The 21,895-nt window shown below is 73.5% G+C and carries 18 protein-coding genes; 2 read left to right on the top strand and 16 right to left on the bottom strand.

The window, feature by feature from the left end:
• Window position 1 precedes the first annotated feature (1 nt).
• From QRT05_RS15220 to ileS, 15 genes are all read right to left on the bottom strand, one after another.
• Entirely contained in the window at window positions 2-1,798 is a 1,797-nt protein-coding gene (locus QRT05_RS15220; RefSeq protein ID WP_289448188.1) for a [protein-PII] uridylyltransferase, read from the bottom strand.
• Between the two features lie 4 nt (window positions 1,799-1,802).
• Window positions 1,803-2,144: a P-II family nitrogen regulator gene (locus QRT05_RS15215; RefSeq protein WP_289448187.1), complete on the bottom strand. Its 342-nt coding sequence runs from the start codon at window positions 2,142-2,144 to the stop codon at window positions 1,803-1,805.
• Window positions 2,144-3,451: an ammonium transporter gene (locus QRT05_RS15210; RefSeq protein ID WP_289448186.1), complete on the bottom strand. Its 1,308-nt coding sequence runs from the start codon at window positions 3,449-3,451 to the stop codon at window positions 2,144-2,146. The genes QRT05_RS15215 and QRT05_RS15210 overlap by 1 nt, the downstream gene beginning before the upstream one ends.
• Window positions 3,452-3,587: 136 nt before the next feature.
• Window positions 3,588-4,823, bottom strand: coding sequence for a signal recognition particle-docking protein FtsY (ftsY, locus tag QRT05_RS15205; protein ID WP_289448185.1), 1,236 nt, complete (start codon window positions 4,821-4,823; stop codon window positions 3,588-3,590).
• 76 nt (window positions 4,824-4,899) lie between these two features.
• Window positions 4,900-5,205, bottom strand: coding sequence for a hypothetical protein (locus QRT05_RS15200; RefSeq protein WP_289448184.1), 306 nt, complete (start codon window positions 5,203-5,205; stop codon window positions 4,900-4,902).
• A gap of 96 nt (window positions 5,206-5,301) precedes the next feature.
• Window positions 5,302-8,865: a chromosome segregation protein SMC gene (gene smc / locus QRT05_RS15195; protein ID WP_289448183.1), complete on the bottom strand. Its 3,564-nt coding sequence runs from the start codon at window positions 8,863-8,865 to the stop codon at window positions 5,302-5,304.
• Between the two features lie 49 nt (window positions 8,866-8,914).
• Window positions 8,915-9,352: a nucleoside-diphosphate kinase gene (gene ndk / locus QRT05_RS15190; RefSeq protein WP_289448182.1), complete on the bottom strand. Its 438-nt coding sequence runs from the start codon at window positions 9,350-9,352 to the stop codon at window positions 8,915-8,917.
• An 18-nt stretch (window positions 9,353-9,370) separates the two neighbouring features.
• Complete coding sequence (locus QRT05_RS15185) at window positions 9,371-9,784, bottom strand: DUF4233 domain-containing protein (RefSeq protein ID WP_289448181.1); 414 nt, start codon at window positions 9,782-9,784, stop codon at window positions 9,371-9,373.
• A complete protein-coding gene (locus QRT05_RS15180) occupies window positions 9,781-11,478 on the bottom strand; it encodes an MDR family MFS transporter (RefSeq protein WP_289448180.1) in 1,698 nt (565 codons plus the stop codon). The genes QRT05_RS15185 and QRT05_RS15180 overlap by 4 nt, the downstream gene beginning before the upstream one ends.
• A gap of 73 nt (window positions 11,479-11,551) precedes the next feature.
• Window positions 11,552-12,217, bottom strand: a complete 666-nt coding sequence (locus QRT05_RS15175) for a TetR/AcrR family transcriptional regulator (RefSeq protein ID WP_289448179.1) — start codon at window positions 12,215-12,217, stop codon at window positions 11,552-11,554.
• 64 nt (window positions 12,218-12,281) lie between these two features.
• Window positions 12,282-13,046 (bottom strand): dihydroxyacetone kinase phosphoryl donor subunit DhaM, encoded by a 765-nt coding sequence (gene dhaM / locus QRT05_RS15170; protein ID WP_289448178.1) that lies wholly within the window; start codon window positions 13,044-13,046, stop codon window positions 12,282-12,284.
• The gene (dhaL, locus tag QRT05_RS15165; RefSeq protein ID WP_289448177.1) at window positions 13,043-13,678 is read right to left on the bottom strand and encodes a dihydroxyacetone kinase subunit DhaL; all 636 of its coding nucleotides are present in this window, start codon (window positions 13,676-13,678) and stop codon (window positions 13,043-13,045) included. Before dhaL ends, dhaM begins: the two co-directional genes overlap by 4 nt.
• 42 nt (window positions 13,679-13,720) lie before the next feature.
• On the bottom strand, window positions 13,721-14,716 hold the full coding sequence (gene dhaK / locus QRT05_RS15160; RefSeq protein WP_289448176.1) for a dihydroxyacetone kinase subunit DhaK: 996 nt from the start codon (window positions 14,714-14,716) through the stop codon (window positions 13,721-13,723).
• Between the two features lie 149 nt (window positions 14,717-14,865).
• Window positions 14,866-16,245 (bottom strand): bifunctional folylpolyglutamate synthase/dihydrofolate synthase, encoded by a 1,380-nt coding sequence (locus QRT05_RS15155; RefSeq protein WP_289448175.1) that lies wholly within the window; start codon window positions 16,243-16,245, stop codon window positions 14,866-14,868.
• Window positions 16,242-19,499 (bottom strand): isoleucine--tRNA ligase, encoded by a 3,258-nt coding sequence (ileS, locus tag QRT05_RS15150; protein ID WP_289448174.1) that lies wholly within the window; start codon window positions 19,497-19,499, stop codon window positions 16,242-16,244. The genes QRT05_RS15155 and ileS overlap by 4 nt, the downstream gene beginning before the upstream one ends.
• A gap of 311 nt (window positions 19,500-19,810) precedes the next feature.
• Here ileS and QRT05_RS15145 point away from each other — a divergent pair, with 311 nt between their 5' ends.
• Entirely contained in the window at window positions 19,811-20,467 is a 657-nt protein-coding gene (locus QRT05_RS15145; protein WP_289448173.1) for an HAD hydrolase-like protein, read from the top strand.
• Between the two features lie 39 nt (window positions 20,468-20,506).
• Here QRT05_RS15145 and QRT05_RS15140 read toward each other — a convergent pair whose 3' ends face one another.
• Complete coding sequence (locus QRT05_RS15140) at window positions 20,507-21,019, bottom strand: phosphoribosyltransferase (RefSeq protein WP_289448172.1); 513 nt, start codon at window positions 21,017-21,019, stop codon at window positions 20,507-20,509.
• Between the two features lie 116 nt (window positions 21,020-21,135).
• Here QRT05_RS15140 and QRT05_RS15135 point away from each other — a divergent pair, with 116 nt between their 5' ends.
• Window positions 21,136-21,891: a MerR family transcriptional regulator gene (locus QRT05_RS15135; RefSeq protein WP_289448171.1), complete on the top strand. Its 756-nt coding sequence runs from the start codon at window positions 21,136-21,138 to the stop codon at window positions 21,889-21,891.
• Window positions 21,892-21,895 lie beyond the last annotated feature (4 nt).

Genomic DNA, 21,895 nt, shown 5'->3' with positions numbered 1-21,895 from the left:
GTCAGGGACGGTCCAGGGTACCCGCCAGGACGCGCTGGGCTCGTGCCACGAGGTCGTCGAGGAGCGTGGCACGCCACGCGCTCCATGCCGCCGGGCCGGCCGCGACGGCGTCCGCCTCGCTGAGCACGCGCAGCGCGGCGAGCAGGTCGGCGCGGTGGTCCACGGCCGCGAGCAGCCGCTCCACGGTCTGCGGGTCGTCGGGGTCGGCCGTGGTGGCCAGGTCGACGAGCGTGAGGTGCTCGCGCACCAACCGCGTGACGTCGGCCGCCACCTGCGCGCCGAACCCCATCCGCGTCACGATCGGGCCGGCCAGGCGCGCGCCCTCGACGCTGTGGTCCCCCGCGCCGGCCCGCTTGCCGATGTCGTGCAGCAGCGCGGCGAGCAGCAGGGTGTCCCCCAGCTCGAGCTCGCGCCGCTGCGACGCGGCGTTGGCCACGGTCTCCACGAGGTGGCGGTCCACCGTGTGCCGGTGCACGGGCGAGCGCTGCGGGCGGTTGCGCACGCCCGCCCACTCGGGGATCCAGGTGGTGACCACGCCCGCGAGGTCGAGCGCCTCCCAGATGGGCGTCTGCGCGTGCCCCGAAGCGAGCAGCTGCAACAGGTAGGCGCGCGCCGCCTTGGGCCACGGCTCGGGCAGCGGGGGCGTCGCGGTCAGGTTCGCGACCGAGACGGGCGACAGCACCAGCCCGGTGCGGGCCGCGGTCGCCGCGGCTCGCAGGGCGAGCAGCGGGTCGTCGGCCGGCTTCGCGTCGACCGCCAGCACGATCTCGCCGTCGTGCTCGACCAGACCCTCCGCGATGGCCCGCAGCCTCGGCGGCGTCCGCCGGCCCCGGACGAACACGGGGCCGCGTGCGGGACGCTGCAGCGCCTGGCGCGCGTTGCGCGCCGTGGTGTCGAGCGCGTAGGAGATGACGCGCCCCGCCTCGGCGATGGATGCCAGCAGGTCGTCGCGGTCGTCGAAGCCGACGAGCGCCGCGACCTCGTCCTGGTCGGCGAGCAGCAGGCGGTTGGTGTGCCGCCGGGTGATGACCTGCACCGTGTCGCGGACGTCGAGCAGGTGCGCGTAGGCGCGGTCGACCGCGCCGTGCGGCCGGTCCGTGAGCCAGGACGCCGTGAGCGCCGAGAGCACCACGGCGTCGCGGATCCCGCCGCGCGCCTCCTTGAGCTCCGGCTCGATGAGGTACGCGAGCTCGCCGTGGCGCTCCGCCCGCTCGCGCGTGGAGGCGATCAGCTCGGGCAGCCGGCGGCGGGCCGCGGCCCGCCAGTCCTCCAGCAGCGCCGACTTGGCCCGGGAGACCACCACGGCGTCGCCCGCGACCGGCTGCAGGTCGAGCAGCCCCACCGCGGCCGGCAGGTCCTTGGAGGCGACCTGCCGGCACTGGGCGAGCGAGCGGACGGAGTGGTCGAGATCGAGGCCGGCGTCCCAGATGGGGTACCAGAGCCGCTGCGCCAGTGCCGCGAGCTCCTCGGCGCTGCGCGAGCGGCCCTCGTGCACCAGCAGCAGGTCCAGGTCGCTCACCGGGCTCGCGTCGCCGCGCCCGATGCTCCCGACGGCGCCGAGCGCGACGCCGCCGACGTCGTGCCCGTCCGTCGCCTCCTCCCAGAGCTCGGCGAGCCTCTGGTTGACGAGCGCGACCACCGCCGCGCGGCGGGCGACGCCGTCCGTGTCTGGGCCGGTGAGTCCGGCGGCCAGGTCGAGCCTCTCGACGCGCAGGTCCCGCACCCCACGTGCGGGGTGCGGGACCTGCGTCGGCTCGTTCCCGGCCGCGCCCCCCACGGGCGGCCGTTCGAAGGTCATCCGATCAGAGCGCGTCGTCGCCGTGCTCGCCGGTGCGGACGCGGACCACGTCCTCGACCGGCACGACCCAGACCTTGCCGTCACCGATCTTGCCGGTCTGCGCGGCCTTGACCAGCACCTCGGTCACGCTCGCCACGTCCTCGTCGCCGACGAGCACGTCGATCTTGACCTTGGGCACCAGGTCGACCGTGTACTCGGCGCCGCGGTAGACCTCGGTGTGGCCGCGCTGCCGGCCGTAGCCGCTCGCCTCGCTCACCGTCAGGCCACGCACACCGGCCGCCTCGAGCGCCGACTTCACATCGTCCAGCCGGTGCGGCTGGATGACCGCGGTCACGAGCTTCGTCATCACTTCACCTCCGTCACGACGCGGGAGCCAGCGCCCAGCGTCTCGTACGCGGACTCGGCGTGCACGGCAAGGTCGATGCCGCCGACCTCCACCTCCTCCGTCACCCGGATGCCGATGGTCTTCTTCAGGATGTAGCCGATCACGAACGTGGCCGTGAAGCTGAACAGGATGGCGCACGCGGCGACGATGGCCTGCGTCAGCAGCTGGTCGATGCCGCCGCCGTAGAACAGGCCCTCCTTGGCCCCGTCCGGGAACCAGGCGCTGTTGCTGTCCGTCGCGAAGAAGCCGATCAGCAGCGTGCCGACCAGACCACCGACGAGGTGGACGCCGACCACGTCGAGCGAGTCGTCGTAGCCGAACCGGTACTTCAGGCCCACCGCCAGGGCGCACACGGCACCGGCGACCAGGCCGATCGCGATGGCGCCGTACGAGTCCACCGCGGCGGCCGCGGGGGTGATGGCGACGAGACCGGCGACGACGCCCGAGGCCGCCCCCAGCGACGTGGCGTGCCCGTCGCGGAGCTTCTCCGTGCCGAGCCAGGCGAGCATCGCGACACAGGTCGCCACCGTGGTGTTGAGCCACGCACGACCCGCCACGCCGTCGGCGGCGAACTCGGAGCCCGCGTTGAAGCCGAACCAGCCGAACCACAGGAGCGCGGCGCCCAGCATGACGAACGGAAGGTTGTGGGGACGCATGGGCTCCTTGCCGAAGCCCTTGCGGATGCCGAGCAGCAGCGCCAGCACCAGGCCGGCCGTACCGGCGTTGATGTGCACGACCGTGCCGCCGGCGAAGTCGATCGGCGTCGAGATGGACTCCGTGATCCCGGAGCCACCCAGGTTGCCGCCACCCCAGACCATGTGGGCCATGGGCACGTAGACGACCGTGACCCAGATGCCGCCGAAGACCAGCCACGCGCTGAACTTCATGCGGTCGGCGACCGCACCCGAGATGAGGGCGACCGTGATCACCGCGAACGTGAGCTGGAAGCCCGCGCCGACGAGGAAGGGAACACCCGCCGCGGCCATCAGGCTCTCGCCGTCCGTGGCGCCCTGCAGCCCGAAGAACTGCGTCGGGTCGGCGAAGAACCCGCCGATGTCGTCGGTCCCGAACGCGGCCGAGTAGCCGTAGAGCACCCAGATGAGACCCACGAGGCCCATCGCCCCGAAGCTCATCATCATCATGTTCAGCACGCTCTTGCCGCGCACCATGCCGCCGTAGAAGAACGCCAGCCCAGGCGTCATCAGGAGCACGAGCGACGCGGCGAGCAGCATGAACGCCGTGTTCCCGCTGTCTAGTGTGAAGTCCATCGAGAGTGCCTCTCCCCTCGCCAGCCCGGGGTGGCTGGTCCGGACTCACAGTCGAGGAAGGGCGTTTCGATTGGTCGCGGGGCGCGTTACGGGCAGGTGACAAGCGTCACGTGCGCGTAAACGTTCGGTTTCGCGGTCAGCCCTCCAGGAGCCCGTCCACGAAGGTCTCGGCGTCGAACGGTGCCAGGTCGTCGGGGCCCTCGCCCAGGCCGACAAGCTTGACCGGCACGCCGAGCTCGCGCTGCACCGCGACGACGATGCCGCCCTTCGCGGTTCCGTCCAGCTTGGTCAGCACGATGCCGGTCACGCCGGCCACCTCGCCGAACACGCGAGCCTGGTTGAGCCCGTTCTGGCCGGTCGTCGCGTCGAGGACCAGCAGGACCTCGGCCAACGGCGCCTCGCGCGTGATGACGCGCGTGATCTTGCCGAGCTCGTCCATGAGACCCGCCTTGTTCTGCAGGCGGCCGGCCGTGTCCACGAGCACCACGTCGACGCCCGAGGCCTTGCCCGTGCGGACGGCGTCGAACGCCACCGCCGCCGGGTCGGCGCCGTCCCGGTCCGAGCGCACGGTGGGCACTCCCACGCGCGAGCCCCACGTCTCGAGCTGGTCCGCGGCCGCGGCGCGGAACGTGTCCGCCGCGCCCAGGACGACGGACCGGTCCTCGGCGACGAGCACGCGCGCCAGCTTGCCGACCGTCGTCGTCTTGCCCGTGCCGTTGACGCCCACGACGAGCACGACGGCGGGCGTCGGCGCGCCCGCGGCGTCCGCTCCGGGCGCGAGGTTGAGGGACCGGTCGAGGGTCGGGTCGACGAGCGCGACCAGCTGCTCGCGCAGCACGGCCCGCACGGCGCCGGGCTCGCGCAGGCCCTCGACGCGCACGCGGGTGCGCAGCGCCTCGATGAGGTCGCCCGTCGGACCCGCGCCGACGTCGGCCAGCAGCAGCGTCTCCTCGAGCTCGTCCCAGTCGTCCTCCGTCAGGTGGTCGCGGGACAGGACCGCGAGCAGGCGGGCACCCAGCGGGGACCCCGAGCGCGCGAGCCGCCCGCGCAGCCGGGTGAAGCGCCCCGCGACGGGCGCCGGGACGTCGAGCTGGACGTCGAGGTCCGCCTCCGCGACGTCCTCCGGCACGGCGAGACCCGGCTCGCCCGCGCCGGGCGCCAGCAGGTCGGGTGCCGTGCCGACGGAGGGTGAGACGGGCGGAGCCGACGACGAGGCCTCCTGCTCCGGCGCGGTCAGGACGTCCGTGCCACCCGTCGACGGGGTGTCGTCACGGTCCTCGCGGCGCCGGCGCACGAGGACCGTGCTGGCGGCGACGAGGAGCGCGGCCGGGATGCCGGCGGCGATCAGATAGGTCCAGGTGTCCGAGTTCACCGGCACAGTCTGACGGTCGGCGGCGACTGCTGGCGACCTGACACCCGGCCCTCGCCGGCGGGTGCCTCAGCGGGGCTCAGCCCCGGTTCACCCCGGGCAGGACGCTGACGGCCCGGTCGCGGGCCCGCTGCAGTCCCTCGCCCAGCTCCTCGACGTTCAGGTACGCGTCGCCCTCGTCGGCGGTCACGGCCAGGAACTCGGCGAGCTTGAGGTCGACGGGCTCACCCTCGACGACCGCGGGGTCCGTCCCTCGGGCCGCCCACCCTGCGCGGAAGCTCCGCCACGGCGAACCGTGCTCGGACCCGCCGCTCATCGCGCTCGCGACGAGCAGGACGAGGCCCGCGACGACCAGGGCGACCAGGATTCCGATGATGACGACCACGCGTCCAGTCTGGGTCTCGACGTCGCTGGCTGCGAACCGCCCGGCCGGACCGCGACCAACCCGGCACACAATCTCCACACGGCGGCTGGCCAGAGTTCAGACGGCGGCGTCCTCGCGCATCCGTTGGCTGATCACGGTGGTCACGCCGTCGCCGCGCATCGTGACGCCGTACAGCGCGTCGGCGATCTCCATCGTGCGCTTCTGGTGCGTCACGACGATGAGCTGCGAGTCCTCCTGCAGCTCGCGGAAGATCTCGAGCAGACGGCCCAGGTTGGCGTCGTCGAGCGCGGCCTCGACCTCGTCCATGACGTAGAACGGGCTGGGCCGAGCCTTGAAGATCGCGACGAGCATGGCGACCGCGGTGAGCGACCGCTCGCCGCCGGACAGCAGGGATAGCCGCTTCACCTTCTTCCCCGCCGGCCGGGCCTCGACGTCGATGCCCGTCGTCAGCATGTTGTCCGGGTCGGTCAGGACCAGGCGGCCCTCGCCGCCGGGGAACAGGCGCGGGAACACGACGTCGAACGCCGCGGCCGTGTCGCGGTAGGCGTCGGCGAACACCTGCTCCACGCGCTCGTCGATCTCCTTGACGATGACGAGCAGGTCGGCGCGCGACTTCTTGAGGTCGGCGAGCTGGTCGGTGAGGAACTTGTGCCGCTCCTCGAGCGCCGCGAACTCCTCGAGCGCGAGGGGGTTGACGCGCCCGAGCAGGGACAGCGCCCGTTCCGCGGCGCGCAGCCGCTTCTCCTGCTGCTCGCGCACGTACGGCACGGTCGTGGGTGCCTCGGGGTCCGGGTCGGTGCCGGGCGCGACGACGACCGGGACGTCCCGGTGCGGGCCGTACTCGTCGAGCAGCACGGCCGGATCGAGCCCGAGCTCCTCGATGGAGCGGTTCTGCAGCGCCTCGACCCGCAGCCGCTGCTGCGTGCGCGCGACCTCGTCGCGGTGCGCGGTGTCCGTGAGGCGCGCGAGCTCGGCCGCACGCTGCTCGACGTCGGCCCTCGTCGCGGCGATGAGCCGGTCGCGCTCGCCGCGTGCCGCCTCGGCCGCGTCGCGCTCGTCGGACGCCCGGCGGAGCGAGACGTCGAGAGCGGCCAGCGCGCGGTCGGCGCCCGTGCGCACAGCCTGCGCGACCACCACCTGGCGCGCCCGGGCGCGCTCGCGCTCGGCGGCCTTCTCCCGAGCCGCGCGCTCGGCCCGCGCGGCACGCTCGAGAGACTCGGCCCGGCCCGCGAGCGCGCGGGCGCGCTCCTCGACGGTCCGCAACGTCAGCCGGGCCTCCGTCTCGCGGGTGCGCGCCCCCGTGGCGAGCTCGGCGAGCCGGTCGCGGCGCTCGCTGCCCTGCAGGATCGCGGCCTCGCTCTCGGCCGGCTCGACCTCGGCGGCGGCGAGGCGCTCGGTCAGCTCGGCGAGGTCCGCGGTGTCCTGCTCGAGCGTCCGCGAGGCGACCTCGAGGGACGCCTCGACCCGCTCGGCCTCGGCCCGTGCCGCGCGCGCGGTCGAGCCGAGGTGACCCAGCTGCTCCGCGACGGCGGCGAGCGCCGCGTCCGACTCGTTGAGCCGGTCGAGCGTGGCCTCGTGCGCCTCCGCGGCCGCCTCCTGGGCGGCCGTCGCGGTCGCGAGCTCGAACCGGAGTCGCTCGGCGGTTGCCGTCGCCTGCGCGGCGCCCGTGCGTGCCTGGTCGAGCGCCGCCTGCAGGTGCAGCGCGCTCGGGGCCGTCGCGGAGCCGCCCGACGCGTGGTGGCGCGAGAGCACGTCACCTGTGCGCGTCGCGATCGTGAGGTCCGGGTGCGCGGCCAGCGTCGCGCGCGCCTGGGCGAGGTCGTCGACGACCAGCACCCCGGCGAGCAGCTCGGCGACCGCACCGCGGACGTGCTCGGGGGCCTGCACCAGGTCCACGGCCCACTGCGCGCCCTCGACGGGCTCTCGCGCCTCGGTGCTCGCGGCTCCCCCGCCGACGAGGAGCGCCACGCGCCCCGCGTCCTCGGTGCGCAGGTAGCGGATCGCGTCGACCGCCGCCTCGACCGACTCGACCGCGACCGCGTCGGCAAGCGCACCGAGCGCGGCCACCACGGCCTCCTCGTCGCGCGGGTCCACGGCCAGCAGCGCCGCGACCGTGCCGATCGTCCCGGACACGCCGTCGGCGGCGAGCAGCGCACCCACGCCGTCCTTGCGGGTCAGGCTCAGCTCGAGCGTCTCGGCCCGGGACTCGAGCGCGGTCCGCTCACGCTCGGCGGCGCCCAACCGCTCGGTGAGGTCGGCCACCTGGACGTTCGCCGCCTCGAGGGCCTCCACCGCGGCCTCGTGCTCGGCGTCGAGCCCCTCCTCGCCCTCCTCGACACCGGCCACCTGCGACTCGAGCGCCGCGAACTGCGTCGTGGCCTCCGCTCCGCGGGCCTGGGCAGCGGCGAGCGACTCGCGCAGGCGCCCCAGCTCGGCCTGCGTCGCCTCGACGCGGCTCCGCCTCGCGGCCACCTGACCGGCCAGGCGCGCGACGCCCTCCCGACGGTCCGCGGCACCGCGCAGCGACGTCGCGAGCTCCTTCTCCGCCGCGGCGGCCTCCTGCTCGGCCTGCTGCCGCGCCGTCACGGCCCCCTCGAGGCCCGCGCGCGCGAGCTCGACCTCGGCGGCGAGCTCCGCCTCGGCCACGCGGACGCGCTCGGCCTGCGCCGCGAGGTCGTCCGGGTCCGAACCCCCGGTGCGCTCGGGAGCGGCCACGCCCAGCAGCCGGACGCGGTCGGCCGCGAGCGACGACGTGCCGCGCAGCCGCTCGCGCAGGGACGACAGCCGGTACCAGACCTCGCTCGCCTCGCTGAGCGCCGGTGCGGCCTCGGCAGCCTCGCGCTCGAGGGTGGCCAGCCGTGCGCGCGTCTGGCTCAGCACCTGCTCCACCTGCGCGCGCTGCGCGGCGAGGGCCGTCTCGTCGGCGATCTCCTGGTCGAGCTGCGCGGACAGCTGGGCCAGGTCGTCTGCCAGGAGGCGCGCGCGCGCGTCGCGCAGGTCGGTCTGGACGACCGCGGCCTTGCGGGCCACCTCCGCCTGGCGTCCGAGGGGGCCGAGCTGGCGGCGGATCTCGCCGGTCAGGTCGCCCAGTCGCGTGAGGTTGGCCTGCATCGCGTCGAGCTTGCGGAGCGCCTTCTCCTTGCGCTTGCGGTGCTTGAGGACGCCCGCGGCCTCCTCGATGAACCCGCGACGCTCCTCCGGGGTCGCGCGCAGGACGGCGTCGAGCTGGCCCTGACCCACAATGACGTGCATCTCGCGCCCGAGCCCCGAGTCGGACAGCAGGTCCTGGATGTCGAGGAGGCGGCACCCCTGGCCGTTGATCGCGTACTCGGAGCCGCCGTTGCGGAACAGCGTCCGCGAGATGGTGACCTCGGTGTACTCGATGGGCAGCGCGCCGTCCGCGTTGTCGATGGTCAGCGACACCTCGGCGCGGCCGAGGGGCGGGCGGCCGGACGTGCCGGCGAAGATGACGTCCTCCATCTTGCCGCCGCGCAGCGACTTGGCGCCCTGCTCCCCCATGACCCAGGCCAGCGCGTCGACGACGTTGGACTTGCCCGAGCCGTTGGGCCCGACGACGCAGGTGACACCCGGCTCGAAGCTCAGCGTCGTCGCGGACGCGAACGACTTGAACCCGCGCAGGGTCAGGGTCTTGAGGTGCACGGGGGGCAGCCTAGGCGGAGCACGGCCCGCTACGCCGCAAGCGGCATGCTCACAGGGCCGGGAACCACAGCCCGATCTCCCGCGCCGCGGACTCCGGCGAGTCGGAGCCGTGCACCAGGTTCTGGATGACCTTGAGGCCCCAGTCACGCCCCAGGTCGCCCCGGATGGTGCCGGGCGCCGCCACGGTCGGGTCCGTGGCGCCCGCGAGCGACCGGAAGCCCTCGATGACGCGGTGGCCCTCGGCGACGACCGCGAGCACGGGACCCGAGCGCATGAACTCGACCAGCGGCGCCAGGAACGGCTTGCCCGCGTGCTCGGCGTAGTGCTCGGCGAGCAGCTCGTCCGAGGCCTGGCGGAGCTCGACCGTGACGAGCGTGTAGCCCTTCGCCTCGATGCGGCGCAGCACCTCGCCGGCCAGCCCGCGGCGTACGCCGTCGGGCTTGACGAGGACGAGGGTGCGCTGCTGGGCGGGTGCGTCGGAGGTCATGCGCGAAACCCTAGTGCGTCAGGGACCGACCTCACCCGGGTGGGCGGCGTCGTAGGCCGCGCGCTCGGCGTCGATGCGCCCGCCGAGGCGCAGCGAGACGGCCCACAACGTGATGAACACGGCGGCGACCACGAGGGCCATGCCGCGGGCGACCGACGGGAGCACCAGCGCGGCGGCCACCACCCAGACCTGCACCACCCAGCCGGCGGCGTAGCCGCCCCGGCGGCCGACCATGCCGGAGATCAGCAGGAGGACCAGAGTCAGGCCCCCGCCGACCCCCCAGATCCAGGCCGGGTCCGCGATGCGCAGCCCGTAGGCCACGAGCGTCGCGAAGAACACGCAGAAGGCCTCGAGGATGAGCATCGTCTGGGCGAACTGCGGCTTGGCCGGTCGCTTGCGCCGGATCCGGGGGGTCTCGGGTGCTGCAGTCACCGTTCCAGGGTACCGGCGGGCACGTCGTCGCCCGCCGCGCGCTGGGTCGGGATGACCTCGTCGGCCGTCGGGCTGAGCTCGTCGACGACGACCTCCTCGGCGCCCGCGGCCCCGCTGCCGTCCGCCGCGAGCGCCTCGCCGCGGGCCACCATGCCGGCCACGCCCGAGAGCTTGACCTCACGCAGGAAGAGCGCGAGCACGAAGCCCACGAGGATCAGCGGCACGAAGTACCAGAACGACGGCGCCAGGGTGCCCGCGAACGCGTCGATGACGCCGGACTTGTAGGGCTCGGGCAGCGTGTGCACGAGCTCGGGGGTCAGGCTCCTGCTCGGGTCGGCCGCGCCGCCGGGGGCGTCCGCGAACACGTCCTGGAGCTTGCTGCTCAGCGCCGCGGTGAAGATGGTGCTGAACACGGCCGTGCCGACCGCGGCGCCGATCTCGCGGAAGAAGTTGTTCGCCGACGTCGCGGTGCCCAGCTCGTGCGGGTCCACGCTGTTCTGGACCGCGAGCACGATGGTCTGCATGACCAGGCCCATGCCCGCGCCGAGCACGAAGATCATGGCGCCGAAGAGCCACATCGACATGTCGCCCGTGATGCGCGTGAGCCACATGAGGCCGCCGGCCGTGATGGCCAGGCCCACCACGGGGTAGGCCTTGTAGCGCCCGGTCTTGGTGATGGCGATGCCCGAGCCGATGGCGGTGAGCATGACGCCGACCATCATCGGCAGCATGAGGAAGCCGGACTCGGTCACACCGGCGCCCGTCGACATCTGCAGGAACGTGGGCAGGAACGCCAGCGCGGCGAACATGCCCATGCCGAGGATGAAGCCGATCACCGTGGCGATGGTGAAGGTCGGGTTGCGGAACAGGCGCAGCGGCAGCAGCGGCTCGCTGGCGCGCAGCTCGACGACGATGAACAGCGCGATCGCGACGATCGTGCCCGCGACGAGCGCGAGCAGGCCCGGGTCGCCCCAGTCGTAGCCGGCGCTGCCGGACCACGAGATCCAGCTCGTGGCCAGCACCAGGCCGGACGTGCCGATCACCATGAAGACGATGCCGGCGACGTCGAGCTTCTTGCCCGAGCGGTGGCTGGGCAGCTTGAGCGTGAACCAGGCGGTGGCGAACGCGGCGACGCCGATCGGGATGTTGATCCAGAAGCACCAGCGCCAGTCGGCGTGCTGCGTGAAGAGCCCGCCCAGCAGCGGGCCGATGACGGCCGCGATGCCGAACAGCGCGCCCATGGGGCCCATGTACTTGCCACGGTCCTTGGCGGGCACGATGTCCGCGATGATCGCCTGCGACAGGATCATCAGGCCACCGCCGCCGAGGCCCTGCACGCCGCGCCAGAACACGAGCTCGCCGAACGACTGCGCGAAGCCGGCGCCCGCCGAGGCGAGCGTGAACAGCCCGATGGCGACCAGGAACGGCCAGCGCCGGCCCCACAGGTCGCCGAACTTGCCGTACAGCGGCATCACGATCGCGATCGCCAGGATGTAGGCGGTCACCACCCAGCCCTGGTGGGCGACGCCGTCGAGCTCGCCGACGATCGTCGGCATCGCGGTGCCGACGATGGACTGGTCGAGCGAGGACAGGAACATGCTCGCCATGAGCGCGCCGAAGATCAGCCAGACGGTGCGGGGGGTGAGGACGACGAGCGGCTTGTCGCTCGTCGTCTCGGGTGCTGCGGTGGTCATGCGGAAGCCTCGTTCTGTTCGGGTGGTGCAGGTTCGTGGGAGATGACGTTCGTGGTGGATCAGGGCGTGGTGGTCACTCGGCGACGAGCGCCCGGAGCTCGGCGACCACGTGGGCCAGGTGGTCGGCCCCCTCGCCGGCGCCGCCCGCCGCGTCCCAGCGCAGGAAGGTCGCGTGCGTGAGGAACATTGCGAGCGAGGCGACGACCTCCGGGTCGCGGTCGGGGTCCGCCCCGAGCCGCTCGCGGACGAGCGCGACGACCTGGCCCTTGTGCTGCTCGAACCACGCGATGTGGCGCGCCAGCAGCCGCGGTTCACGAGCCGCGAGCTCGAACGCGCGCGTGAACCTGTCGCGGCCCACGGGCGGCTCGCCCAGCACGGCGCCGATCAGGACCTGCAGGTCCGCCAGCAGGTGACCGCTGGGCCCGCCCGCCGCGAAGGTGCGCGCGGCGTCCGACTCGACGGGCCACGGCACGTGGCCGAGCACCGCGTCGTCCTTGGTCTCGAAGTAGTTGAAGAAGGTGCGCGTGGAGACGCCGGCCTCCGCGCAGATCGCCTCGACGGTCACGGCATCGAGGCCGTGCGCGTCCACGAGCCGGTGCGTGGCGTCGATCAGCAGCTCCCGTCGCGCGCGCTTCTTGCGCTCGCGCAGTCCGCCGTCGCCGACGGGTGCGAGCGCGTCGGCCAGGCGCTGCAGGTCCGACGCACCGGGGGGCGCGGCAGCCGTCTTGTCGGAGATCACCGCGAAACTTTACATCGACTGCAAGATTGCACACACTGCAATTGCAGTGGCTTCCCTCACAGCGTCAGATCTCGCCGAAGCCCCGCTCGACCTCCGTGGTGAACACGCGCACCGCCTCGGCCGCCTGCGGCCCCTCGCCCTCGATGCGCAGTTCGGTGCCCTGGGTCGCTCCCAGCTTCATGAGCGCCAGGACGCTCGCCGCGCTCACGCCGTTCACGGTGACCTTCGCGTCGTACGCGGCCAGCATGCGCGCGATCACGGCGGCGGGTCGGGCGTGCAGCCCCATCGGGTTCAGCAACGTGCGGGTCTCGCGGACGACGCCGTCGTCGGCGGGCGGCTCGGCGGGGGCGTCGCCGGGCGCGCCGGCGCCCGGCTCGGCCTCGCCGTCGCCGTCGGGGCCGGCGTACATGCGGCCCGCACCCTCGGCCGCCGCGAGCACGGAGTCGAGGCCGGCGCCGCCGTGGGCGGTCACCGCGGCGGCGACGGCACCCTCGACGAACGGTGCGTCGGCGAGCCGCACGCGCGCGGCGAGCTCCTCGTCGGCCAGGTCCAGCACCGACTCCGCCGTGAGCACGGCCGAGCCGAGGTCCATGACCACCACGGCGCTGCGGCCGTCCGCGGTGGCCGTCGCGAAGGCGCGCTCGATGCCGTCGAAGTCGGTGCCCAGCTGGCCGTCCGGCAGCCCGCCCACCGGCAGGAGCAGCACGCCGGGCGCCATCTGCCCGGCGAGCTCGGCGGCGCCGGCGGCGAGGTCGCGGGAGTGCGACACGAGCACGAGAGCGACCCGTGCGACGTCGCGCGACGAGGTCGACCCGGCCTCCGCGCTCACGCGCCGGCCGCCGCGGCGGCCTCGGCCAGCAGCAGCTGGGTCGAGCGCGCCCCCGGGTCCAGGTGGCCGACCGAGCGCTCCCCCAGGTAGCTCGCGCGGCCCTTGGTCGCCGCGATCGGGATCGTCGACTCGGCACCGCGCGCCGCCGCCTGCGCCGCGGCCGCGAGGACGTCCGCGGGCGATCCCCCGCCGTCGGCCGCCGCGACGGCGGCCTCGGCGGCTGGCGACCACGCGTCCACCATCGTCTTCTCGCCCGTGGTCGCCTTGCCGCGCGCGACGATGCCGTCGAGCGCGGCCTCGATCAGTGCCACGACACCCGCCGAGTCCAGCTCGGCGGCCGCCGTCGCCTTGGCGGCCCGCAGGTAGGCGGTGCCGTACAGCGGGCCGGCCGCGCCACCGACGGTCGACATGAGCGTCGTCGCGACGAGCTTGAGCACGTCACCGATCTGCGCCGGCTGCTCCTCGAGCGCGTCGAGCTTGGTGACGACGGCGCGGAAGCCGCGGTCCAGGTTCTCGCCATGGTCCCCGTCGCCGATCTGCCGATCGAGCTCCACGAGCTCGTCCCGGTGCTCGGCCACGGTCTGCGCGCTGCGGCGCACCCACTCGATCGCCCACGCCACGTCAACGCTCATCCACGCACTCCCTCGGCCAGTCCCCAGGCGCTCGTCGCCACGTCACCATCGCAGGGCGGCGGTGTGCACGGGAGCGTCCCACAGCTGGGTCAGCTCGTCGTCCAGCCGGAGCACGGTCACCGACGCTCCCTGCATCTCGAGCGACGTCACGTAGTTCCCCACCAGGGAGCGGGTCACCTGCACGCCACGCGCCTCGAGGAGCGCGCGCGCCCGACGATAGACGACGTAGAGCTCCGAGGCGGGAGTGCCGCCCATGCCGTTGACGAACAGCAGCACCTGCTCGCCCCCGGCGAGGCCCAGGTCATCGGCGACGGGGGTCAGCAGCATCTCCGTGATCTCGTCCGCGCTCGCGAGCGGGATCCGGCGACGACCGGGCTCGCCGTGGATGCCGATGCCGATCTCGATCTCGTCCTCGGGCAGGTCGAAGGATGGCTTGCCCGCGTGCGGCACGGTGCATGCGGTGAGAGCGACGCCCATGCTGCGGACGCTCGCGTTGACCCGCTCGGCGATGGCGACCACGGCGTCGAGGTCGTCGCCGCGCTCGGCTGCCGCGCCGGCGATCTTCTCGACGCACACCGTCCCGGCCACGCCGCGGCGGCCCGCCGTGTACAGCGAGTCCTCCACCGCGACGTCGTCGTTGGTGACGACCGTGCGCACGGTCACGCCCTCCGCGTCGGCGAGCTCGGCGGCCGTCTCGAAGTTGAGCACGTCGCCCGTGTAGTTCTTGACGATCGCGAGCACGCCCTTGCCACCGTCGGCGGCCTGCAGCGCGGGCGCGATCTGGTCCGGCGTCGGCGAGGTGAACACCGCACCCGGGACGGCCGCGTCCAGCATGCCGACCCCCACGAACCCCCCGTGCAGCGGCTCGTGCCCGCTTCCGCCTCCGGAGACGAGCCCCACCTTGCCGTTCACGGCCCCGCCGGCACGGGTCACGTAGGCGGGATCCGCGTGCACCTCGACGAGGTCGGCGTGCGCGGCGGCGAATCCCTCCAGGGACTCGGCGACGACGGTGCGCGGGTCGTTGATGAGCTTCTTCACGTCGACCATCCCTTCGGCGGGCATCCTCGCCCGGCCACGGTGCGTCTCGGACTTCCCCCGCTCACACCTTCACACTCCGGCCCCGAGCCGTCCAGTGCGAACGTGCGCGCGGTGCGCACATCCGTGCACGGCGCGGGTGGGCGGACCGGTCAGCCGCGACCGAGCAGGATCCGGGCCTCGGCGACGAGCAGGACCGAGCCCGTGACCAGCACCGCCGCGCCGCGCTCGACGTCGCGCTCCGCGAGCCCCGCAGCCAGGTCCACGGCCTCGTCGAGCCGCTCGACCACGTGCACGCGGTCCTCGCCGAACACGTCGACCGCGATCTCTCCCAGGGCGTCAGGCTCGAGCGCGCGCGGGTTGTTCACGGCCGTGACCACGATCTCGTCGAGCACGGGCTCGAGGACCGAGAGCATGCCCTCGGGATCCTTGTCGGCCATGACGCCGAAGACGCCGACGACGCGCTGGAACGCGAACGCCTCGTCGAGGGAGGACACGAGCGCCTCCACCCCGGCCGGGTTGTGCGCGGCGTCGACGACGACCGTCGGGCTCGTGCGCACGATCTCGAGCCGTCCGGGCGAGTCGACGTCGGCGAACCCCGCCTCCACGATGCCCGGCTCGAGCGCGCCTCCACCGGCGATCAGCGCCTCCACGGCCGCGAGCGCGAGCAGCGCGTTGTGCGCCTGGAACTCGCCGTGCAGCGGCAGGAAGATCTCCGTGTAGGTGCCGCCCGTGCCACGCAGCGTGAGCAGCTGCCCGCCCACCGCGACGCTGCGCTCCACGACGGCGATCTCGGCGTCCTCGCGGACCACGCGCGCCCCGTGCTCGGCGGCGGCGGCCAGCACGACGCCCTCGACGTCCTCGGCCTGGCGCGCGAGCACCAGGGTGGCGCCGTCCTTGACGATGCCCGACTTCTCCGACGCGATCTCGACCAGCGTGTCGCCCAGGTACCGCTCGTGGTCCATGGCGACGGGCGTGATGACGGCGACGTCACCGTCGGCGACGTTGGTGGAGTCCCAGCGTCCGCCCAGGCCCACCTCGATGACCGCGACGTCGACGGGCGCGTCGGCGAACGCCGCGAAGGCCATGACGGTGAACACCTCGAAGAACGAGAGCCGCGGCCCTCCGCGCTCGGCCGAGCGCTGGTCGACGAGGTGCACGTACGGCGCGACGTCCTGCCACACCTCGACGAACCGCTCGTCCGAGATCGGCTCGCCGTCGATCGCGATGCGCTCGGTGACGCGGCTCAGGTGGGGGCTCGTGAACCGGCCCGTGCGCAGCCCGTGCTCCCTCACGAGGCGCTCGACCATCCGTCCCGTGGACGTCTTGCCGTTGGTGCCCGTCACGTGCACCACGCGGTAGGCCTTCTGCGGGTCGCCCAGCAGCTCGCAGACCTCGCGCACGCGCTCCAGGGTGGGGTCGATGTCGTGCTCCGGAGCACGCGCGAGGATCCCCGCGTACACCTCGTCGGCCGCGGTGCGCGCGGCGCGCTGGGCCTCGCGGCGGTTGTGGTCGGCGCCCTTGGTGCTCATGCCTCGTACCCTCCGGCCTCGACGGCCTCGACGTCCACGGCCAGCTCGGGCGTCGGCGACACGTCGATCGTCACGCTCACGGCCAGAGTCTCGCGGGCGATGAACTCCTGGTGCTCCTCCACGGCCGGCACGTGCTCGCGCGGGACGTCGAGCGACAGCACGATGCGGTCACCGACCTGCAGGCCGGCGGCCTTCCGGGCGTCCTGCACGGCGCGCACGACGTCGCGGGCGTAGCCCTCGGCCAGGAGCGCGTCGTCGAGCGCGAGGTCGAGCACGACGAACCCGCCGCCCGGCAGCACCGCGGCGGTGCTCGTCTCGTGGGCACCGCCGGCCACCACGGTCGTCAGCTCGTACTCCGTAGGCTCGAGCGCGACGTCGCCGTCGGGCGTCGTGACGACCACCGTCGCACCGTCCACGCGCCACGCGCCCGAGCGCGACGCCTGGATCACGGGCTGGACGCCGCGGCCCAGGCGCGGACCGGCGGCGCGCGCGTTGACCGCGAGCCGCTGCGTGATGCCGAACCGCTCGGCGGCACCCGCGTCCGCCGTCTCCAGCGCGACGGCCTTGACGTTGAGCTCGGCCGCGAGCAGGTCGGCGTAGGGCGCGAGGGCCGACGCGTCGTCGACGGCGACCGTGAGCGTGCGCAGCGGCTGCCGGACCCGCACCGCGTGCGCCTTGCGCAGACCCAGCGCCGTGGACGTCACGGCGCGGACCTGGTCCATGGCGCGCACGAGTGCGTCGTCGGCGGCGAGCACGCCGTCGGCGGTGGGCCAGTCGGTGAGGTGCACGCTGCGCTCGCCCGTCAGGCCGCGCCACACCTCCTCGGTGACCAGCGGGGCCAAAGGCGCCATGACCCGGGTCAGGGTCTCGAGCGCGGTGTACAGCGTGTCGAACGCGTCGTCGTCCTCGCCCCAGAACCGGTCGCGCTGGGTGCGCACGTACCAGTTGGTCAGCACGTCGAGGTGCTCGCGAACGGCCTCGCACGCGGCCGCGATGTCGTACGCGTCCATGTGCGCCGTGACCTCGGTGACCAGCGCGCCCGTGCGGGCCAGCACGTACCGGTCCATCGGCGCGAGGCCGGCGACCCGCTCGGGGGTCACGGCCGTGGCGCGGTACCCCGCGCCCCCGGCTGCGGCGCCCGCGTACAGCGTGAAGAAGTAGTAGGTGGACCACAGCGGCAGCAGCACCTGCCGCACGCCGTCGCGGATGCCCTCCTCGGTGACCACCAGGTTGCCGCCGCGCAGGATGGGGCTCGACATGAGCGACCAGCGCACGGCGTCCGAGCCGTACTTGTCCCACATGATCACCGGGTCGGGGAAGTTGCGCAGCGACTTGCTGGCCTTGCGCCCGTCGTCGCCCAGCACGATGCCGTGGCACATGACGTTCTTGAACGCCGGCCGGTCGAAGATCGCCGTCGACAGCACGTGCAGGGTGTAGAACCAGCCGCGCGTCTGGCCGATGTACTCGACGATGAAGTCGCCCGGGAAGTGGTGGTCGAACCAGTCGGCGTTCTCGAACGGGTAGTGCACCTGGGCGAACGGCATCGCGCCCGAGTCGAACCACACGTCGAAGACGTCCGGGATCCGGCGCATGGTGCTCGCGCCGGTCGGGTCGTCGGGGTTGGGCCGGGTGAGGTCGTCGATGAACGGGCGGTGCAGGTCGGGCTCGCCCGCGTCGTTGAGGGGCAGGCGGCCGAAGTCGGCCTCGAGCTCGGCGAAGCTCCCGTACACGTCGATGCGCGGGTGGCTCGGGTCGTCCGACACCCACACGGGGATGGGCGTGCCCCAGTAGCGGTTGCGGCTGATCGACCAGTCGCGTGCGCCGGCCAGCCACTTGCCGAACTGGCCGTCCTTGATGTGCTCCGGCGTCCAGGTGATCTCCTGGTTCAGCTCGACCATGCGGTCGCGGAACTGCGTCACGCGGACGAACCAGCTGGACACCGCCTTGTAGACGAGCGGGTTCCGGCAGCGCCAGCAGTGCGGGTAGGAGTGCTCGTACGTCTCGTGCCGCACGACGACACTGCGACGGCCCTCCTCGACGCGCGCGAGCGGGCCGGTGGCGGCCTTGAGGTCGGCGATGATCGGCTTGTTCGCCTCGAACACCTGCTGGCCCACGTAGTCGGGCACCTCGGTGGTGAAGCGCGCCTGGGAGTCGACCGGCACGACGGGCGTGATGCCGGCCGCCTCGCACACCGCCATGTCGTCCTCGCCGAAGGCGGGCGCGAGGTGCACGATGCCGGATCCGTCCTCGGTGGTCACGAAGTCCGCGACCAGCACCTGGTGGGCGTTCGGGTGCGCCGTGAAGTAGTCGAAGGGCGGGGTGTAGCGCCGACCTGCCAGGTCGGCGCCGCGGACCGTCGCGACGACGGTCGCCTCGCCGAGCTCGCGGGCGTACGCGGCCAGGCGGGGCGCGGCGAGCAGCACGCGCTCGCCGGGGTGGGCCTGCGCGAACGGCGAGTCGGGGGCGGGCTCGACGGTGACGTACTCGATGTCGGGGCCGACGGCGACGGCGAGGTTGCTCGGCAGGGTCCACGGCGTGGTGGTCCAGATGAGCGCGAGCTCGCCCGACTCGAGGCGCAGGCCGACCGTGAGCGCCGGGTCCTGCCGCGAGGCGTACACGTCGTCGTCCATGCGCAGCTCGTGGTTGGACAGCGGCGTCTCGTCGACCCAGCAGTACGGCAGCACGCGGTAGCCCTCGTACGCCAGGCCCTTGTCGTAGAGCTGCTTGAAGGCCCAGATCGCCGACTCCATGAAGGTGGGGTCGAGCGTCTTGTAGTCGTGGTCGAAGTCCACCCAGCGCGCCTGGCGCGTCACGTACTCGCGCCACTCGCCGGTGTACTTCAGCACCGAGTCGCGGCACGCCTGGTTGAACGTGGCGATGCCGAGCTCGTCGATCTGCGACTTCTCGGTGATGCCGAGGATGCGCTGCGCCTCGAGCTCGGCAGGCAGCCCGTGCGTGTCCCACCCGAAGCGGCGCTCGACCCGGTGGCCGCGCATCGTCTGGTAGCGCGGCACCACGTCCTTGGCGTACCCGGTGAGCAGGTGACCGTAGTGCGGCAGCCCGTTGGCGAACGGGGGGCCGTCGTAGAAGACGTACTCGTTCGAGCCGTCCGCGCCCGCGTCGCGCTGGTCGATCGACGCCTGGAAGGTGCCGTCGGCGTACCAGTGCGCCAGCACGTCGCGCTCGAGCGCGGGCAGGTCCGGCGAGGCGGGGACGGGGGCGTCGGTGCGGTGCAGCGGGTAGTTCGGGGCCACCGTGCGGTCTCCTGTGGTCGTTCGCGTGCGGCTGCGAGGACGATCGCCCGGAACGGACCGGGACCACCGCGGTACCACCTCGCTTGCCGGCGTCCGCTGCGCAGGTGCGCTGGGCGTCGACCACTCGTGCGGGCTGTGACGGGCCTACCCGTCCGGTTCTACTGGGACCGCTCGCGCGACCTGTTCTTCCGGAGGCTCACCGGTGATGGCCGGGTCGAAGCCTGTCCGGCAAGCGTAGCCGACGTTGCGCGACGTCGTCCCGGGCACTCCCACGGCCCTGGAGGGGGAGCCTCCTGCGCCACACTGGGGAGGTGACCGCTCCCCTGCTGCTCCTGGACCTCGACGGCACGCTCACCGACTCCTACCCGGGTATCGCGTCGTCGGTCGTGCATGCGTTCACCGCCGCGGGGCTGACGGTGCCGACGCCGGCCGAGCTCCGCTCGTTCGTCGGCCCGCCGCTGCACGACGCGCTCGTCGCGCGCGGCTTCTCGCCCACCCAGAGCGGTGAGCTCGTCGCCCACTACCGGACCGCCTACGGGGCGGGCGGGATGTTCGAGAACTCGGTGTTCCCGGGCGTGCTCGACGCCCTGCGCGCGCTGCGGCAGGCGGGCGCGGCCCTGCTCGTGGCGACCTCGAAGCCCGAGGTCTACGCGGTGCCGATCTGCGAGCACCTGGGCATCGCCCCGCTCGTGGACGGCATCTTCGGGGCCTCCCTCGAGGCGAGCACGGCGACCAAGGCGGCCGTCGTGGCACGCGCGCTGACCGGGCGGGACGACACCGAGGCGCGCCTCATGGTGGGCGACCGGTCGCACGACGTGCACGGCGCCCGCGCCAACGGCGTGGACTGCGTCGGGGTCGCGTGGGGGTATGCGGAACCGGGTGAGCTCGAGGACGCGGGCGCGGTCGAGGTGGTGGCCACCCCCGCGGACCTGGTCGCGTCCGCCACGCGACGGCTGGGCCTCGCCTGAGCTGTCCGCGCCTGAGCGGTCGGTGCTCGGGGCCGGGCGTCAGGTGCGCGGCCGGACGGGCTCCTCGTCGGACCACGGGAACGTGATCCACCGGTCGGTAGCTCGCCACGTGTAGTCGGGGGCGACCACCGACGTGGGCTTGGTGTAGAGCACGGCGGTGCGGACCTCGTCGCAGTGCTCCGACATGAGCCGGCGGACCAGCGCCAACGTCTCGCCCGTGTCGGCGACGTCGTCGACCACCAGCGCACGCAGCCCGTGCATCGCGTCGGTGTCCAGCAGCGGCGGCAGCACCACCGGGTCCGCCAGCCGCTGGTCGATGCCGGTGTAGAACTCGACGTTGAGCGTGCCCACGGCCTTGGTGCCGAGCGCGTAGGCCAGCGCACCGCCCAGCGGCAGACCCCCGCGCGCGATCGCGACGACGACGTCGGGAACGTAGCCCGAGTCGGCGACGGTCTGCGCCAGCTCCCGCACCGCCCGGCCGAAGTCCGGGTAGGTCAGCACCTCGCGGGTGCGCGGAACGGTCTGGCCGGCAGCGGCCTCGGTCGTCGTCACCCTCGCAGGCTACGGGCGCGATGTTGCCGGTGGATGACACCCCTGCTGAGCGCGGTGCGCGGGTGCTGCGCGCGCGGCTTGACCTTGACGCAGCGTCAAGTTCTACCGTGGCAGGCATGGAGGCATCGATCCAGGAGATCGCCCGCCTGACGGGCACCACGAGCCGGACGCTGCGCCACTACGACGCGATCGGGCTCCTGGCCCCCAGCCGGGTCGGGGACAACGGGTACCGCTGGTACGACGAGGCGGCGCTCGTGCGGCTGCAGCGCATCCTGCTGCTCCGCGACCTGGGCCTCGGGCTCGCCGAGATCGGGCTCGCGCTCGACCAGGAGAGCGACGACACGGCGGCGCTACGCAGGCACCTAGCCGGCCTCGCCACCGAGAAGCAGCGCCTCGACCGGCAGATCGCCGCCGTCGAGCGCACCATCAGCAGCAGAGAGCAGGGAGGCACGATCATGGCCGAGTCGATGTTCGACGGCTTCGACCACACACGTCACGAGGACGAGGTGATCGCCCGCTGGGGCCGCACCGCCTACGACACGTCCGATGCCTGGTGGCGCGGCATGAGCGCCGACGAGCGCACCCGGTGGAAGGCCCAGACGGCGGCGCTCGCGCAGGAGTGGGCGGACGCGGCGGGAGCCGGCCACGACCCGGCGAGCGACTTCGCCCAGGACCTCGCCAAGCGGCACGTCGCCTGGCTCGGGTCGGTGCCCGGGACGCCGGGACACGGCTCGGAGCCGGTGGCCGCGTACGTGAGCGGGCTGGCCGACATGTACGTGACGGACCCGCGGTTCTCCGCGAGCTACGGCGGCGAGCAGGGTGCGCGGTTCGTGCGCGACGCGCTGCACCTGTACGCCGCGCGGCACCTGTAGGACC

It is taken from the genome of Cellulomonas edaphi (assembly GCF_030362815.1).
Lineage (GTDB): Bacteria > Actinomycetota > Actinomycetes > Actinomycetales > Cellulomonadaceae > Cellulomonas > Cellulomonas edaphi.
This window is presented reverse-complemented; position numbering and strand designations above follow the sequence as displayed.